Annotated in this window: 16 protein-coding genes and 1 riboswitch; all 16 genes read left to right on the top strand. The window is 39.9% G+C overall.

Going from position 1 to position 16,521, the window contains the following annotated elements; all coding sequences use genetic code 11:
• Positions 1 to 205: 205 nt before the first annotated feature.
• The 16 genes from GOM46_RS04775 (at position 206) to GOM46_RS04700 (ending at position 16,513) form a co-directional block, all read left to right on the top strand.
• Entirely contained in the window at positions 206 to 1,282 is a 1,077-nt protein-coding gene (locus GOM46_RS04775; RefSeq protein ID WP_006150470.1) for an aspartate-semialdehyde dehydrogenase, read from the top strand.
• A 51-nt stretch (positions 1,283 to 1,333) separates the two neighbouring features.
• Positions 1,334 to 2,269, top strand: a complete 936-nt coding sequence (dapA, locus tag GOM46_RS04770) for a 4-hydroxy-tetrahydrodipicolinate synthase (protein WP_006150491.1) — start codon at positions 1,334 to 1,336, stop codon at positions 2,267 to 2,269.
• A 106-nt stretch (positions 2,270 to 2,375) separates the two neighbouring features.
• A complete protein-coding gene (gene dprA, locus GOM46_RS04765; protein ID WP_414930185.1) occupies positions 2,376 to 3,233 on the top strand; it encodes a DNA-processing protein DprA in 858 nt (285 codons plus the stop codon).
• 120 nt (positions 3,234 to 3,353) lie between these two features.
• Entirely contained in the window at positions 3,354 to 5,441 is a 2,088-nt protein-coding gene (gene topA / locus GOM46_RS04760) for a type I DNA topoisomerase (RefSeq protein WP_235083294.1), read from the top strand.
• A 108-nt stretch (positions 5,442 to 5,549) separates the two neighbouring features.
• The gene (locus tag GOM46_RS04755; RefSeq protein WP_006151143.1) at positions 5,550 to 5,909 is read left to right on the top strand and encodes a YbaN family protein; all 360 of its coding nucleotides are present in this window, start codon (positions 5,550 to 5,552) and stop codon (positions 5,907 to 5,909) included.
• A 93-nt stretch (positions 5,910 to 6,002) separates the two neighbouring features.
• The gene (locus GOM46_RS04750) at positions 6,003 to 6,635 is read left to right on the top strand and encodes a copper homeostasis protein CutC (protein ID WP_006151147.1); all 633 of its coding nucleotides are present in this window, start codon (positions 6,003 to 6,005) and stop codon (positions 6,633 to 6,635) included.
• A 43-nt stretch (positions 6,636 to 6,678) separates the two neighbouring features.
• Positions 6,679 to 7,335 (top strand): MmcQ/YjbR family DNA-binding protein, encoded by a 657-nt coding sequence (locus tag GOM46_RS04745; RefSeq protein ID WP_006151130.1) that lies wholly within the window; start codon positions 6,679 to 6,681, stop codon positions 7,333 to 7,335.
• A 314-nt stretch (positions 7,336 to 7,649) separates the two neighbouring features.
• Complete coding sequence (locus GOM46_RS04740) at positions 7,650 to 9,212, top strand: 2-isopropylmalate synthase (protein WP_006151112.1); 1,563 nt, start codon at positions 7,650 to 7,652, stop codon at positions 9,210 to 9,212.
• 11 nt (positions 9,213 to 9,223) lie between these two features.
• Positions 9,224 to 10,261, top strand: coding sequence for a 3-isopropylmalate dehydrogenase (gene leuB, locus GOM46_RS04735; RefSeq protein WP_235083293.1), 1,038 nt, complete (start codon positions 9,224 to 9,226; stop codon positions 10,259 to 10,261).
• Positions 10,258 to 10,527: a DUF1294 domain-containing protein gene (locus GOM46_RS04730; RefSeq protein WP_006151124.1), complete on the top strand. Its 270-nt coding sequence runs from the start codon at positions 10,258 to 10,260 to the stop codon at positions 10,525 to 10,527. Before leuB ends, GOM46_RS04730 begins: the two co-directional genes overlap by 4 nt.
• 3 nt (positions 10,528 to 10,530) lie before the next feature.
• Positions 10,531 to 11,913 carry a 3-isopropylmalate dehydratase large subunit gene (gene leuC, locus GOM46_RS04725; RefSeq protein ID WP_006151140.1) on the top strand — a complete coding sequence of 461 codons (1,383 nt, stop codon included), beginning with the start codon at positions 10,531 to 10,533 and terminating at the stop codon, positions 11,911 to 11,913.
• Between the two features lie 9 nt (positions 11,914 to 11,922).
• On the top strand, positions 11,923 to 12,516 hold the full coding sequence (gene leuD, locus GOM46_RS04720) for a 3-isopropylmalate dehydratase small subunit (protein ID WP_006151152.1): 594 nt from the start codon (positions 11,923 to 11,925) through the stop codon (positions 12,514 to 12,516).
• A gap of 24 nt (positions 12,517 to 12,540) precedes the next feature.
• Positions 12,541 to 13,320: an L-threonylcarbamoyladenylate synthase gene (locus GOM46_RS04715; RefSeq protein WP_006151153.1), complete on the top strand. Its 780-nt coding sequence runs from the start codon at positions 12,541 to 12,543 to the stop codon at positions 13,318 to 13,320.
• 200 nt (positions 13,321 to 13,520) lie between these two features.
• A complete protein-coding gene (gene guaC, locus GOM46_RS04710) occupies positions 13,521 to 14,504 on the top strand; it encodes a GMP reductase (protein ID WP_025170059.1) in 984 nt (327 codons plus the stop codon).
• Positions 14,500 to 14,596: riboswitch (purine riboswitch) on the top strand. (Overlaps the previous gene by 5 nt.)
• A 76-nt stretch (positions 14,597 to 14,672) precedes the next feature.
• On the top strand, positions 14,673 to 15,254 hold the full coding sequence (locus tag GOM46_RS04705; protein WP_006151148.1) for a xanthine phosphoribosyltransferase: 582 nt from the start codon (positions 14,673 to 14,675) through the stop codon (positions 15,252 to 15,254).
• A complete protein-coding gene (locus GOM46_RS04700; RefSeq protein ID WP_006151142.1) occupies positions 15,254 to 16,513 on the top strand; it encodes a nucleobase:cation symporter-2 family protein in 1,260 nt (419 codons plus the stop codon). Before GOM46_RS04705 ends, GOM46_RS04700 begins: the two co-directional genes overlap by 1 nt.
• The last annotated feature ends 8 nt before the right edge of the window (positions 16,514 to 16,521 follow it).

The raw sequence follows: 16,521 nt of genomic DNA, 5'->3' as shown, positions 1-16,521 counted from the left end.
TTCGTCTTTTAGACTCCAAAAAGCTCCTAATCATCCTCGCGGGGCTGGGACTACGAAATCGAGACTTTGTCTATCGATTTCTGTCCCACCGCCTTTTCTTGTCAATTTCAGAAAATAGATAGGGTAAAGACTTTTCAATTCTTTTAAAAAGTAGTATAATGTTTCTATTATAGAAATTTTTAGAAAATTCAAAAAGAGGTTTGTTATGGGATACACAGTTGCTGTTGTCGGTGCTACAGGTGCCGTTGGTGCTCAAATGATCAAAATGTTGGAAGAATCAACTCTTCCAATCGATAAAATTCGCTATCTTGCATCTGCACGTTCTGCAGGAAAGGTCTTGCAATTCAAAGGCCAAGATGTGACGATTGAAGAAACAACAGAAGACGCTTTTGAAGGAGTTGATATTGCGCTCTTCTCAGCTGGTGGTTCAACTTCTGCAAAATACGCACCTTATGCTGTTAAAGCAGGTGCAGTCGTTGTAGATAACACTTCTTACTTCCGTCAAAATCCTGATGTACCATTGGTAGTACCTGAAGTGAATGCTCACGCTCTTGATGCTCACAACGGAATCATCTCTTGTCCAAACTGTTCAACTATTCAAATGATGGTTGCTCTTGAGCCTGTTCGTCAAAAATGGGGGTTGGACCGTATCATCGTATCAACTTATCAAGCAGTATCAGGTGCTGGTATGGGAGCAATTCTTGAAACTCAACGTGAGCTTCGTGAAGTCTTGAATGATGGTGTTAATCCACGTGATGTAAAAGCAGAAATCTTGCCTTCAGGTGGAGATAAGAAACACTATCCAATCGCCTTCAACGCTCTTCCACAAATTGATGTCTTCACAGATAATGACTACACATACGAAGAAATGAAGATGACAAACGAAACTAAGAAAATCATGGAAGACGATAGTATTGCTGTTTCAGCAACATGTGTTCGTATTCCCGTCTTGTCAGCTCACTCAGAGTCAGTCTATATTGAAACAAAAGAAGTAGCCCCAATTGAAGAAGTGAAAGCAGCTATTGCTGCCTTCCCAGGTGCCGTCCTTGAAGACGATGTTGCCCATCAAATCTATCCTCAAGCAGTCAATGCTGTAGGTTCACGTGATACATTCGTTGGACGTATCCGCAAAGACCTGGATGCAGAAAAAGGAATCCATATGTGGGTGGTTTCTGATAACCTCCTTAAAGGTGCTGCTTGGAACTCAGTCCAAATCGCAGAAACACTTCACGAACGTGGTTTGGTTCGCCCAACAGCTGAATTAAAATTTGAATTGAAATAACATGTAGGAGTTCGTTTGAACTCCTTCTTTAAAATAGAGAGGAATTATTGTATGTCTTATCAAGATTTAAAAGATTGTAAAATTATTACAGCTTTTATTACTCCTTTTCATGAAGATGGCTCTATCAATTTCGATGCGATTCCAAAATTAATTGAACACTTATTGGCACATCATACAGATGGAATTCTCTTGGCGGGGACGACTGCTGAGAGTCCAACTCTTACTCACGATGAGGAGTTGCAGTTGTTTGCAGCTGTTCAGAAGGTTGTTAACGGCCGTGTTCCTTTAATTGCGGGTGTTGGTACTAACGATACTCGCGACTCTATCGAGTTCGTCAAGGAAGTAGCGGAGTTTGGTGGTTTTGCAGCCGGTCTAGCGATTGTTCCTTACTACAATAAACCATCTCAAGAAGGTATGTACCAACACTTTAAAGCCATTGCAGACGCATCTGATTTGCCAATTATTATCTATAACATCCCAGGTCGTGTAGTAGTTGAATTGACTCCGGAAACCATGCTTCGCTTAGCGGAACATCCAAATATCATCGGAGTTAAAGAATGTACCAGCCTTGCAAATATGGCCTATTTGATTGAGCATAAGCCTGAAGACTTTTTGGTATACACTGGTGAAGATGGGGATGCTTTCCATGCTATGAATCTTGGTGCTGACGGTGTAATTTCTGTTGCTTCTCATACGAATGGTGATGAAATGCATGAAATGTTCACTGCGATTGAAGAGAGTGATATGAAGAAGGCAGCAGCGATTCAACGTAAATTTATTCCTAAAGTCAATGCTCTTTTCTCTTATCCAAGTCCGGCGCCTGTCAAGGCAGTACTCAACTATATGGGATTTGAAGCTGGTCCAACTCGCCTCCCATTGGTTCCTGCGCCTGAAGAAGATGCTAAACGCATTATCAAGGTTGTTATTGACGGAGACTACGAAGCAACTAAAGCGACTGTCACTGGAGTTCTTCGACCTGATTACTAACATAACAATGATAAATAGAAACTTCCTAACAAGTAAAATTGTTGGGAGTTTTTTTCTTTTTCTACGAATAGATAAATTGAGAGAGAAAAAGGAGTCGATCATGAAAATTAAGATTGATAATTTCGAGATTTATAAGTTAAAGCAAGCAGGTTTAAGTAATCAGCAGGTTCTGAAAGTTCTTCAATATGGAGAAATTTATGATCAGGAATTGAGTTTAGAGACAATTGCTGAAGCCTCAGAGTGTCGTAATCCAGTAGTTTTTATGGAGCGATATCATAAACTGACTTTTGAAAGCATGGAACGTCTCCAGAAAGATTTTGAAAAGTTCCCATCATTTTCAATTTTGGATGATGTTTATCCAATTTCACTCAGTGAAATTTATGATGCACCTGTATTGCTTTTTTATAAAGGAGATTTAAATCTCTTGAAATTACCCAAGATAGCAGTTGTAGGTAGTCGCTCTTGTAGTCAAACCGGAACCAAATCAGTCCGGAAAGTCATTGAAGAACTGGAGAATGAATTAGTTGTGGTGAGCGGACTTGCTAGAGGAATCGACACAGCAGCCCATATGTCAATTCTTCAAACTGGTGGCAAAACGATTGCAGTGATCGGGACTGGTTTAGACGTCTATTATCCTCGTTCAAATAAACGTCTTCAAGAATACATTGGAGACAATCATTTAATACTAAGTGAGTACGGACCAGGGGAAGAACCCTTGAAATTTCACTTTCCTGCCAGAAATCGCATTATTGCAGGATTGTGTAGAGGAGTTATCGTTGCAGAAGCTAAAATGAGATCTGGTAGCTTAATCACTTGTGAGCGTGCGATGGAGGAAGGTAGAGATGTCTTTGCGATTCCAGGTTCCATTTTAGATGGACGCTCAGACGGCTGTCATCATTTGATCCAAGAAGGAGCAAAACTAGCAACATGTGGGCAGGATATACTAGCAGAATTTGAATTTTAATGAATGAAATGATTTCATTTAGCAAACTTTTCTTCTATTATATGGGTGTTAAGTCTTGACAGGTTTTTAAAAATGGTTTACACTTTATAAAGTTTAATTACTTTTAGAAGGTGTGATACTGTGGTAACAGCAACCAAAAAGAAAAAATCAACAAGTAAAAAAAATCTTGTAATCGTAGAGTCACCTGCTAAGGCGAAGACGATTGAAAAATATCTAGGACGTAATTATAAGGTTTTAGCTAGCGTCGGTCATATCCGTGATTTGAAAAAGTCAAGTATGTCAGTTGACGTTGAAAATAATTACGAGCCACAATATATCAATATTCGAGGTAAAGGTCCTCTTATCAACGATTTGAAAAAAGAAGCAAAGAAAGCCAATAAAGTCTTTCTTGCAAGTGACCCGGATCGTGAAGGAGAAGCTATTTCTTGGCATTTGGCTCATATTTTAAATCTTGACGAGAATGACACCAACCGTGTTGTTTTCAACGAGATTACCAAAGATGCAGTGAAAAATGCCTTTAAAGAACCTCGTAAAATCAATATGGATTTGGTCGATGCCCAACAAGCCCGTCGTGTTTTGGACCGTTTAGTAGGGTATTCAATTTCTCCAATCTTGTGGAAAAAAGTTAAAAAAGGTTTATCGGCAGGACGTGTGCAGTCTGTCGCTTTAAAGCTAATCATTGATCGCGAAGATGAAATCAATGCCTTCCAACCAGAAGAATATTGGACGATTGATGGTACCTTTAAAAAAGGAACCAAGCAGTTCCAAGCTTCTTTTTATGGAATGAATGGCAAGAAGATGAAGTTGACTACCAATGAAGATGTTAAAGAGGTCTTATCTCACTTGACTAGCAAGGACTTTACAGTTGATCAAGTGGATAAAAAAGAGAGAAAGCGGAATGCTCCTCTTCCATATACAACGTCTTCTATGCAGATGGATGCTGCTAATAAGATCAACTTCCGTACACGCAAAACCATGATGGTCGCCCAACAACTGTATGAAGGTATCAACATTGGTACAGGTGTTCAAGGTTTGATTACCTATATGCGTACGGACTCTACTCGTATTAGTCCTGTAGCGCAAAACGAAGCTGCAAGCTATATTACCGAACGCTTTGGTAGTAACTATTCTAAGCATGGTAGTCGGGTAAAAAATGCCTCTGGTGCTCAGGATGCCCACGAAGCTATTCGGCCTTCTAGTGTTTTCAATACACCTGAAAAAATTGCTAAGTATTTGGATAAAGACCAGCTTAAACTTTATACCCTCATCTGGAACCGCTTTGTGGCTAGTCAGATGACTGGTGCGATTTTCGATACTATGGCTGTTAAACTTTCACAAAATGGAGTTCAATTTGCTGCTAATGGTAGCCAAGTTAAGTTTGATGGTTATTTGGCGATTTATAACGATTCTGATAAGAATAAGATGCTTCCAGATATGAAAGTAGGAGATGTGGTCAAACAGGTCAATAGCAAACCTGAACAACATTTCACACAACCTCCTGCACGATATTCAGAAGCAACATTGATTAAAACTTTGGAAGAAAACGGAGTTGGTCGCCCATCTACCTATGCTCCAACCATTGAAACCATTCAAAAACGTTACTATGTAAGACTTGCATCTAAACGTTTTGAACCGACTGATTTGGGACAAGTCGTGAACAAGCTGATTGTCGAATACTTCCCTGACATTGTTAATGTGAAATTTACTGCTGAAATGGAAGGGAAGCTAGATGATGTCGAAGTCGGAAAAGAACAATGGCAAAGAGTCATCGATGAGTTTTATAAACCATTCTCTAAAGAGGTTGCAAAAGCTGAAGAAGAGATGGAAAAAATTCAAATCAAGGATGAACCAGCTGGATTTGACTGTGAAGTCTGTGGTAGTCCGATGGTGATTAAGATTGGGCGCTTCGGTAAGTTTTACGCATGTAGTAATTTCCCAGATTGTCGACACACACAGGCCATTGTTAAAGAAGTTGGTGTCACCTGTCCAACCTGCCATCAAGGGCAAATCATCGAACGCAAAACTAAACGTAATCGTATATTCTATGGATGCAATCGTTATCCAGAATGTGACTTTACTTCTTGGGATAAACCTGTTGGACGTGATTGTCCTAAATGTGGTCACTTCCTCATGGAGAAAAAAATCCGTGGTGGAGGGAAACAGATCGTATGTAGCAATGGTGACTACGAAGAAGAAAAGATTAAATAAAAATAATTAGGGCTGAAATGATAATTTCAGCTCTTTTTAATTTAAACTTGACAGATTTTATCTTTTTATGCTTAACTAGAAGAAGATTATTCTTACTTAGGAGTAGATATGCGCATTATTTATCTTAGCATTGGATTCATTTCATTAGCTTTGGCTATCGTTGGAGTTGCCTTGCCACTATTACCAACAACTCCCTTCCTCTTATTATCAATTGCCTGTTTTTCTAAATCTTCTAAGCGTTTTGAAGATTGGCTCTATCATACCAAACTTTATCAAACATATGTTGCTGACTTTAGAGAAACCAAGTCTATTGCGCGTGAACGCAAGAAAAAAATCATTGTTTCGATTTATATCTTGATGGGAATCTCCATTTATTTCGCTCCGCTTTTACCCGTGAAAATTGCTTTAGGATGTTTAACAATATTTATAACCTATTATCTCTTTAAGGTGATTCCAGATAAGAAATAGCTTTAATAAGTAGCGTTTTTCCTTGATAAAAAGTAGGGGGTACTTAAAACAATATGATATAATAATATCAAATAAATCGTCAAGGAGTATCAAATGATTTACGAATTTTGTGCTGAAAATGTAACCTTGCTTAAAAAGGCCATACAGGCTGGCGCTCGCCGTATTGAGCTCTGTGATAATCTTGCTGTTGGTGGAACGACACCAAGTTATGGAGTAACTAAGGCAGCTGTTGAACTGGCATCTGACTACGATACGACTATCATGACTATGATTCGTCCACGTGGTGGTGACTTTGTTTACAATGACCTCGAGATTTCTATTATGCTTGAGGACATTCGTGTGACTGCTCAGGCAGGGAGCCAAGGGGTTGTATTTGGTGCATTGACAGCAGATAAGAAACTGGATAAGTCCAACCTTGAAAAATTGATTGCTGCTTCTAAAGGCATGGAAATTGTTTTCCATATGGCTTTTGATGAATTAAGTGACGAGGACCAGTTGGAAGCCATTGATTGGCTTAGTCAAGCTGGAGTGACACGCATCCTGACTCGCGCTGGTGTATCTGGAGATTCGTTAGAGAAACGATTTGCTCACTATCGTAGAATTCTCGAACATGCTGCAGGTAAAATCGAAATTTTACCAGGTGGAGGGATTGACATGGACAACCGTCAAACCTTTATCGATCAATTAGGCGTGACACAATTACATGGAACAAAGGTTGTCTTTTAAAAAATAGAAAGGAACTGCTAGCTTATGGTAGCAGTTTTCGCTTATGTTTGAAATTTTTAAAGCCTATCAGTTTAATAGTAAAAAGGCCAAAGGGTATGGATTTGTAGAAAATCAAGGTGTATGGACCTTTAGCTCGACAATTTTACAGGGTGACTTTCTTATGATAGTTACTGTTGAGGATGGAGACTTATCTTTTCAAATTTATGACCAAGAAACTGGTGATCTATATCCTCAAGTTCACATGGAAAGTATGAGAGGTACTTTTGTCGGAAGTGTTCGAGAGGCTTGTTTAGAAGTTCTTTATGATATCCGAAAGTCCTGTTTCGAGGTGCAGGAATTTCTCTGTCCGCAGACAAAGAGAATTATGACTCTAGTCCAAGAAAAGTTTGAAAATCAATTAGAATACTTATGGGAGAAATCACCTGATACGGCGGTTTTACGCCATGATGACAATCAGAAGTGGTACGCAGTATTAATGAAGATTTCCTGGGAAAAACTAGATAAGGCACGAGAAGGACACGTAGAAGTCGTTAATCTTAAACATGATCAAGTAGCTAATTTATTACTAGAAAAAGGCATTTACCCAGCTTTTCATATGAATAAACGCTATTGGATAAGTCTGCCACTTGATGATACTTTATCGGATGAACAGATTGTTAAACTATTTGAGAGAAGTTGGTTTTTGACTTCTAAGAAATAAAGGAACATATTTGAGTTTTCAAATACTTTCAATTTGCAAAATATTCGCTATTGAAGAAATTTTCAGAAAATATTTGATTTTTTCTTGACACGTGATTTTTCCTATGCTAGAATACTAAACAAGACATCAAACAAAGGAGAAAGTCAAACATGAAAACAGCTAAGTTTAATCAATTTGCTTTGTTGTTGAGGTACTCGGACTAGTGCAATAGCATTAGTCCTGTTTGGCTTACCAAGCGGGAGTAAATCAACATCTCGCTTGGTACTCCGAGCGAGATGTTTTTTCTATATCGAAAATGTGAAGGGAGAATTCTCATGCGTGTAGTTGAGTTTTTAGATACCAGTCTCCGAGACGGTGAGCAGACGCCGGGTGTCAATTTTTCAATTAAAGAAAAGGTTGCTATAGCTAGACAGCTAGAGAAATGGGGAATTTCAGCAATCGAAGCTGGTTTTCCAGCAGCTAGTCCAGATTCATTTACAGCTGTTCAAGAGATTGCCAAAGCTATGAAAACAACAGCAGTGACAGGGTTAGCTCGTTCTGTTAAATCTGATATTGATGCTTGTTATGAAGCTCTTAAGGATGCTAAGTATCCACAAATCCATGTCTTTATTGCAACAAGTCCTATTCATCGTGAATTTAAGTTGAATAAGAGTAAAGAGGAGATATTGGAAGCTATTAAAGAGCATGTTTCCTATGCAAGGAGCAAGTTTGAAATAGTAGAATTCTCTCCAGAGGATGCGACAAGAACTGAGCTCGATTTTCTCCTACAAGTCGTTCAGACAGCGGTAGACGCAGGTGCAACCTATATCAATATTCCTGACACAGTAGGTTTTACTACTCCAGAGGAATATGGAAGTATCTTTAAATACCTGATTGACAATGTACAAACAGATAGTCAGATCATCTATTCTCCTCACTGTCACGATGACCTTGGAATGGCGGTAGCAAATAGCCTTACTGCTGTTAAGAATGGGGCAGGACGTGTTGAAGGCACCATTAACGGAATCGGAGAAAGAGCTGGGAATGCTGCTTTAGAAGAAATAGCAGTGGCCCTCAATATTCGACAAGATTACTACCAAGCAGAGACAAGTATTGTCCTAAATGAAACGATTAATACGTCTGAAATGCTCTCTCGCTTCTCAGGGATTCCAGTTCCAAAAAATAAGGCAGTTGTCGGAGGAAATGCTTTTTCTCATGAATCAGGTATTCACCAAGATGGTGTTCTTAAAAATCCTCTTACTTATGAAATCATCACACCAGAATTGGTGGGTGTCAAGAGTAATAGTCTTCCGCTTGGGAAATTGTCTGGTCGCCATGCTTTTGTTGAGAAACTAAGAGATTTGGCCCTAGACTTTACAGACGAAGACATCAAACCACTTTTTGCTAAGTTCAAGGCTTTGGCTGATAAGAAGCAAGAAGTCACTGATGCAGATATTCGAGCTCTAGTAGCTGGTACCATGGTTGAAAATCCAGAAGGGTTCCACTTCGATGATCTACAACTCCAAACTCATGCGGAAAATGATATTGAAGCGACTGTTAGCTTGGCTAATTTGGATGGTGAAAAGGTTGAATTTAATGCAACAGGACAAGGTTCGGTTGAGGCTATCTTTAACGCTATCGACAAATTCTTTAATCAATCTGTTCGCTTGGTATCCTACACAATTGATGCAGTAACAGATGGGATTGATGCTCAGGCACGTGTCTTAGTTACTGTTGAAAACATTGATACTGAGACTATCTTTAACGCAGCAGGTCTTGATTTTGATGTGTTGAAAGCATCAGCTATTGCTTATATAAATGCCAATACCTTTGTTCAAAAAGAGAATACTGGCGAGATCGGCCCAAATCTTTCCTACCGTGACATGCCTAGTGTTTAAAGGAGAATTCTATGACAAAGAAAATAGTTGCCCTAGCAGGCGACGGAATTGGACCAGAAATCATGGAAGCAGGTTTAGAAGTTCTAGCATCGATAGCCGAAAAAACAGTTTTTGACTTTGAGATAGACAGACGACCATTTGGAGGTGCAGGTATTGATGCTACAGGACATCCATTACCAGATGAAACTTTAAAGGCTGCTAGAGAAGCGGACGCTATTCTGCTAGCTGCAATTGGTAGTCCTCAGTATGATAATGCCGCAGTTCGACCTGAACAAGGTTTGCTGGATCTTCGTAAGGAACTCAATCTCTATGCCAATATTCGTCCGGTAAAGATATTTGAGAGTCTCAAGCACTTATCACCTCTTAAGCCAGATCGAATTGCTGGTGTTGACTTTGTAGTGGTGCGTGAGTTGACAGGTGGTATTTACTTCGGAGATCATATCCTTGAAGAGAAATCGGCACGTGATATCAACGACTATAGCTATGAGGAAGTGGAGCGGATTATTCGTAAGGCTTTTGAAATCGCAAGGAGTCGGAGAAAAGTCGTTACAAGTATCGATAAACAAAATGTGTTAGCAACTTCAAAACTATGGAGGAAAGTGGCTGAAGAAGTCGCAAAAGATTTTCCGGATGTAACCTTGGAGCACCAGCTAGTAGACTCAGCTGCCATGCTCATGATTACAAATCCAGACAGGTTTGATGTTATCGTGACAGAGAATCTTTTTGGAGATATCTTATCTGATGAATCAAGTGTTCTATCTGGTACACTTGGAGTTATGCCATCGGCTAGTCACTCTGAAAATGGACCGAGCCTTTATGAACCGATTCATGGTTCAGCACCTGATATAGCAGGTCAAGGCATTGCTAATCCCATTTCCATGATTTTATCAGTTGCGATGATGCTGCGTGATAGTTTTGGACGTTATGAGGATGCGGAGCATATCGAGCGTGCTGTTGAGGAAAGTCTAGCTGCAGGTATTTTAACAAGAGATATAGGAGGACAGGCTTCGACCAAGGAAATGACGGAAGCCATCATTGAAAGATTATGAAGATAAATCAAGGAATTACTTTTGCTATTTTGATTTGGAATCTATTTATATTTATGATTTATGGTGTTGATAAATCTAAAGCCAAAAGAGGTGCTTGGCGAATCCCGGAAAAATATTTATTATCATTTGCATTCTTTTGTGGCGGTTTTGGAGCCTGGTTGGCAGGAATTACTTTTCACCACAAGACCAGAAAATGGTATTTTAAAACAGTTTGGTTCCTAGGAATAGTAACTACACTAGTGGCTTTGTATTTTGTATGGAGGTAATGAATGGCAGGAAAATCGATTTTTGATAAATTATGGGACCTCCATGTAATCACAGGAGAAGAGGGACAACCACAACTCATGTATGTGGATCAGCACTACATCCATGAAGTGACTAGTCCTCAAGCTTTTCAAGGATTACGAGATGCAGGGCGAAGATTGAGAAGACCAGATTTAACATTTGGTACCTTTGACCACAATGTTCCAACGGTAAATATTTATGATATTCGAGATGTAATCTCGAAAGCACAGATTGATAAGTTGGCAGAAAATGTTGAGGAATTCGGGATTGAACATGCGGCCCACGGTTCTGAAAAACAAGGCATCGTTCACATGGTTGGTCCAGAAACAGGACGAACACAACCAGGAAAATTTATCGTCTGTGGAGATAGCCATACGGCGACCCATGGAGCCTTTGGAGCGATTGCCTTTGGGATTGGAACCAGTGAGGTCGAGCACGTATTTGCTACTCAAACTATTTGGCAGGTTAAACCCAAGAAAATGTTGGTGGAATTCACAGGAGTTCCTCAAAAAGGAGTCTATTCCAAGGATTTCATCCTAGCTTTGATTGCCAAGTATGGTGTTGCTTGTGGTGTTGGCTACGTGGTTGAGTATCGTGGTCAAGCGATTGATGCACTCAGTATGGAAGAGCGAATGACCATCTGCAATATGTCCATTGAGTTTGGCTCTAAGATGGGAATCATGAATCCAGATCAGATAACATATGACTATCTAAAGGGACGTGAGTGTGTTCCAAAGGATTTTGATGCAGCAGTAGCTGATTGGAAAAGACTGGTTAGTGATGCCGATGCCGTCTATGACAAGGTTATCCGTATGGATGTTTCTGAATTAGCACCTATGGTGACTTGGGGAACCAATCCTGCCATGGGAGTTGACTATGAGACTAGCTTCCCAGAAATAAAAGATATGAACGATGAACGGGCCTATCATTACATGGATTTACAACCAGGTCAGAAACCAGCAGATATCCAACTTGGCTATGTTTTTATAGGTTCTTGTACTAATGCTCGGCTTAGCGATTTGCAACTGGCTGCTCGATTTATCGAAGGGAAGAAAATTGCTCCCAACCTGACAGCAATCGTAGTACCAGGATCTCGACCAGTCAAGCGAGCTGCTGAAAAGTTGGGCTTGGATAAGGTTTTCCAAGATGCTGGCTTTGAGTGGAGAGACCCAGGTTGCTCTATGTGTCTAGGGATGAATCCTGACAAGGTACCAGATGGTGTTCACTGCGCCTCAACTAGCAATCGTAACTTTGAAGATAGACAGGGATTTGGAGCGAAGACCCATCTTTGTAGTCCAGCAATGGCAGCTGCGGCAGCTATCGCAGGACGTTTCGTAGATGTTCGGCAAATGCCAGAAGCCCAGTAAGGAGAGGATATGGAAAAATTTACAGTTTATACAGGAACAACGGTTCCTCTTATGAATGATAATATCGATACCGACCAAATCCTACCTAAACAGTTTCTCAAGTTGATTGATAAGAAAGGTTTTGGGAAATACCTCATGTATGCTTGGCGTTATGTGGATGATCAGTATACTGAGGACCCAGACTTTGTCTTTAACCGATCTGAATATCGTAAAGCCAGTATCCTCATCACAGGAGATAATTTTGGGGCTGGTTCTTCGAGGGAACACGCAGCTTGGGCACTGGCTGACTATGGTTTTAAGGTCGTGATTGCTGGCTCTTTTGGAGATATTCATTACAATAATGAGCTCAATAATGGTATGTTGCCTATTGTTCAGCCTAGGGAGATCAGAGAAAAGCTAGCCCAACTTAAACCGACTGACCAGGTAACTGTGGACTTGGAACAACAAACAATCATCACACCAGTTGGAGAATTCACTTTCGAAATTGATAGTGAGTGGAAACACAAGCTCTTAAATGGTTTAGATGATATCGGTATTACCTTGCAGTATGAAGACTTGATTGCTGCTTATGAAAAACAACGACCAGCCTACTGGCAAGAATAAAAAAATAGAAAAGGAAACAGAACTATGACAAAACACATTCAATGGAACGGAACACTTTCACAAGAAGGTTATGAAATTTTAAAAGGTGAGGGCGGATGTATCGTTTGTCCTACTAAGGTTGGTTACATTATCATGACTAATGATAAGGCAGGGCTTGAACGTAAGTTTGAAGCCAAAGAACGTAATCGTAATAAACCAGGAGTAGTCCTCTGTGGTAGCATGGATGAGCTTCGCGCTTTAGCGCTGCTAAACCCAGAAATTGAAGCCTTCTATCAAAAACATTGGGATGAAGACATTCTTCTTGGTTGTATCCTTCCATGGAAACCAGAAGCTTTTGAAAAATTGAAAGCATACGGTGATGGACGTGAAGAACTTATGACTGACGTGCGTGGTACTAGCTGTTTTGTTATCAAATTTGGGAAAGCTGGTGAACAATTGGCTGCCAAACTTTGGGAAGAAGGTAAGATGGTCTACGCCTCATCAGCTAACCCATCAGGAAAAGGAAATCGTGGTAAGGTTGAAGGAATCGGTCAACGTATCGAAGGGGCAGTGGACCTTGTCATTGAAGCAGATGACTATGTGGCATCTATCCAACCTGACAAAACAGTTGAAACTCGTTACGAGCAAGGTGTGATGGTGTCTATGGTTGATAAGGATGGCAAACTCATACCAGAACAAGGTGGAGCACGTTCAATCTCACCAGCTCCAGTTGTGATCCGTAAAGGACTGGATATCGATAAAATCATGATGCATTTATCAGATACCTTTAACTCATGGGATTATCGTCAAGGTGAGTATTATTAAGATAAAACAGATCATAGAGAGTTCATAGACTCTCTGTTTTTTTATGAAATCATAAGCAAAATCCGAACGTTATAAATTTTAGGTTTCAAAATAATTGACAAAAACTTTACCTTAGTTTATAATCTTTAAAGGAAACGTCGGAAAAGGCGTAGTGATGCGAAAGCATAGGTAGGTCATTATAAAAGAAACGAGACATCGAAATGTTAAACGAATTTCCGATCTTTGACTATGAAGATATTCAGCTAATCCCTAACAAGTGTGTTCTTAAAAGTCGTGCAGAAGCTGATACACACGTGACACTTGGGAAGCACACCTTTAAATTACCAGTTGTTCCTTCAAATATGCAAACAATCTTAGATGAAGATGTTGCAGAACAGCTTGCAAAAGGTGGTTATTTCTATATTATGCATCGATTCGATGAAGCTGGACGCATCCCTTTTGTGAAACGCATGCATGATAAGGGCTTGATTGCTTCTATCTCTGTTGGTGTTAAAGATTACGAGTATGATTTTGTTAGTCAATTAAAGGATGATGCTCCAGAGTATATCACTATTGATATCGCTCATGGTCATGCAGACAGTGTGATTTCAATGATTCAGCACATCAAGAAAGAATTGCCAGATACCTTTGTCATCGCTGGTAACGTTGGAACACCAGAAGCCGTTCGTGAACTTGAAAATGCTGGTGCAGATGCAACTAAGGTCGGAATCGGTCCAGGTAAGGTATGTATTACTAAGGTCAAAACTGGTTTTGGTACTGGTGGTTGGCAGTTAGCGGCTCTTCGCTGGTGTGCTAAGGCTGCTCGTAAACCGGTTATTGCTGATGGTGGTATCCGTACACACGGAGATATTGCCAAGTCAATTCGTTTCGGTGCAAGTATGGTTATGATTGGGTCACTATTTGCAGGACATATCGAAAGTCCTGGTAAAACAGTTGAAGTCGATGGTAAACAATTTAAAGAATACTATGGTTCTGCTTCAGAATACCAAAAAGGTGCTTATAAGAATGTTGAAGGTAAGAAGATTCTTCTTCCTGCCAAAGGACATTTACAAGATACCTTAACAGAGATGGAACAAGATTTGCAAAGTTCGATTTCTTATGCTGGAGGTCGAAAAGTAGCAGATCTTAGACATGTGGATTATGTGATTGTGAAGAACTCTATCTGGAATGGAGATGCTCACTAAAAAAAATATGATTACTTATTTATGCCGCGAATTGGCGTGGCGTTTCTACAAGGTACCGTAAATACCTAACAATGAGTAAGTCGAAGAGAGATAAAAGAATCAGTGTTATCTGTTTCTATGTTTCCAAGGGACTTACTTTGTAAGTCCCTTTTTATTTCGGAGGTTATTGTGAAAATACTAGAGGAACGTATTTTAAAAGATGGGAATATTCTAGGTGAGAATATTCTTAAGGTGGATTCCTTCTTGACCCACCAAGTTGATTATTCCTTGATGCGTGAGATTGGTCGTACTTTTGCAGAGCATTTTAAAAATGCTGGCATTACAAAAGTTGTAACTATTGAAGCATCTGGAATTGCCCCAGCCTTATATGTGGCAGAACAGTTAGAAGTACCTATGATTTTTGCTAAGAAGGCAAAAAATATTACCATGAATGAAGGAATTTTGACTGCTGAAGTTTATTCTTTCACGAAACAAGTAACTAGTACCGTATCCATTGCAGGGAAGTTCTTATCTCCTGAAGATAAAGTATTGATTATCGATGATTTCTTGGCAAATGGCCAAGCAGCTAAAGGGCTGATTCAGATTATCGAGCAAGCTGGTGCTAGAGTTGAAGCCATCGGAATTGTGATTGAAAAATCCTTCCAAGATGGCCGTGAGCTGTTAGAAAAATCAGGTCATCAAGTAGTATCACTAGCGCGATTAGAGCGTTTTGAAAATGGAAAAGTTATCTTCAAGGAGGCAGACATCTAATGAAACAACAAGAAAAACACTCACAGGCGGCCGTTCTTGGTTTGCAACACTTGCTAGCCATGTATTCAGGTTCAATCCTAGTACCAATCATGATTGCAAGTGCTTTGGGGTATTCAGCTCAACAGTTGACCTACCTTATCTCAACAGATATCTTTATGTGTGGGGTTGCAACTCTCTTACAATTGCAACTCAATAAACACTTCGGTGTTGGATTGCCAATCGTTCTTGGTGTAGCCTTCCAGTCTGTTGCTCCTCTTATCATGATTGGTCAGAGTCATGGTAGTGGTGCTATGTTTGGAGCCTTGATTGCTTCAGGGATTTATGTCATCCTGATTTCAGGTATCTTTTCTAAGGTTGCCAATCTGTTCCCTGCTATCGTAACTGGTTCTGTTATCACAACTATCGGATTGACCTTGATTCCAGTTGCTATTGGAAATATGGGAAATAATGTAGAAAAACCAACCGGTCAAAGTTTAGCCCTGGCAATGCTTACTGTTCTCATTATTCTTTTGGTTAATATCTTTACAAAAGGATTTATCAAATCTATTTCGATTTTGATTGGTTTGATTGCCGGTACGATTATAGCTGCAACTATGGGCTTGGTTGATTTCTCTCCAGTAGCAGAAGCTCCACTTATTCATATCCCAACTCCATTCTACTTCGGTGCTCCACAATTTGAGATTTCATCTATTGTCATGATGTGTATCATCGCTACTGTATCAATGGTAGAATCAACAGGTGTATATCTTGCTCTCTCTGATATTACTAAAGATCCAATTGATAGCACTCGTCTCCGCAATGGTTATCGTGCTGAAGGTCTCGCTGTTTTACTTGGTGGACTTTTCAATACCTTCCCTTATACAGGATTTTCACAAAACGTAGGTTTGGTGAAACTTTCAGGTATTCGTACTCGTTTGCCAATCTACTACGCAGCTGGTTTCCTTATCTTGCTCGGTCTTTTGCCTAAGTTTGGTGCCTTGGCTCAGATTATTCCTAGCCCTGTTCTTGGTGGAGCTATGCTCGTCATGTTCGGTTTCGTGTCTCTGCAAGGGATGCAAATCTTGGCTCGTGTAGACTTTGAGCACAATGAACACAACTTCCTCATTGCAGCAGTTTCTATTTCTGCAGGGGTGGGATTAAATGGAAGCAACCTCTTCAATACTTTACCGACTGAATTACAAATGTTCTTCTCAAATGGTATCGTTATTGCAAGTACAGTAGCTATTATCTTGAACGCTATTTTGAACCGTAAAAAATAAAAATTAGT

The organism is Streptococcus infantis (assembly GCF_021497965.1).
Taxonomy (GTDB): Bacteria; Bacillota; Bacilli; order Lactobacillales; family Streptococcaceae; genus Streptococcus; species Streptococcus infantis_B.
Note: the sequence above shows the minus strand (reverse complement) of the source record. Positions and strands in the feature narration are given on the sequence as shown.

Coding starts and splice junctions, on each gene's coding strand:
- leuD (WP_006151152.1), top strand. CDS start 11,923: ATGGAAAAATTTACAGTTTATACAGGAACAACGGTTCCTCTTATGAAT.
- GOM46_RS04745 (WP_006151130.1), top strand. CDS start 6,679: ATGTTTGAAATTTTTAAAGCCTATCAGTTTAATAGTAAAAAGGCCAAA.
- GOM46_RS04775 (WP_006150470.1), top strand. CDS start 206: ATGGGATACACAGTTGCTGTTGTCGGTGCTACAGGTGCCGTTGGTGCT.
- leuB (WP_235083293.1), top strand. CDS start 9,224: ATGACAAAGAAAATAGTTGCCCTAGCAGGCGACGGAATTGGACCAGAA.
- dapA (WP_006150491.1), top strand. CDS start 1,334: ATGTCTTATCAAGATTTAAAAGATTGTAAAATTATTACAGCTTTTATT.
- GOM46_RS04755 (WP_006151143.1), top strand. CDS start 5,550: ATGCGCATTATTTATCTTAGCATTGGATTCATTTCATTAGCTTTGGCT.
- GOM46_RS04740 (WP_006151112.1), top strand. CDS start 7,650: ATGCGTGTAGTTGAGTTTTTAGATACCAGTCTCCGAGACGGTGAGCAG.
- guaC (WP_025170059.1), top strand. CDS start 13,521: ATGTTAAACGAATTTCCGATCTTTGACTATGAAGATATTCAGCTAATC.
- GOM46_RS04750 (WP_006151147.1), top strand. CDS start 6,003: ATGATTTACGAATTTTGTGCTGAAAATGTAACCTTGCTTAAAAAGGCC.
- GOM46_RS04730 (WP_006151124.1), top strand. CDS start 10,258: ATGAAGATAAATCAAGGAATTACTTTTGCTATTTTGATTTGGAATCTA.
- GOM46_RS04715 (WP_006151153.1), top strand. CDS start 12,541: ATGACAAAACACATTCAATGGAACGGAACACTTTCACAAGAAGGTTAT.
- leuC (WP_006151140.1), top strand. CDS start 10,531: ATGGCAGGAAAATCGATTTTTGATAAATTATGGGACCTCCATGTAATC.
- GOM46_RS04700 (WP_006151142.1), top strand. CDS start 15,254: ATGAAACAACAAGAAAAACACTCACAGGCGGCCGTTCTTGGTTTGCAA.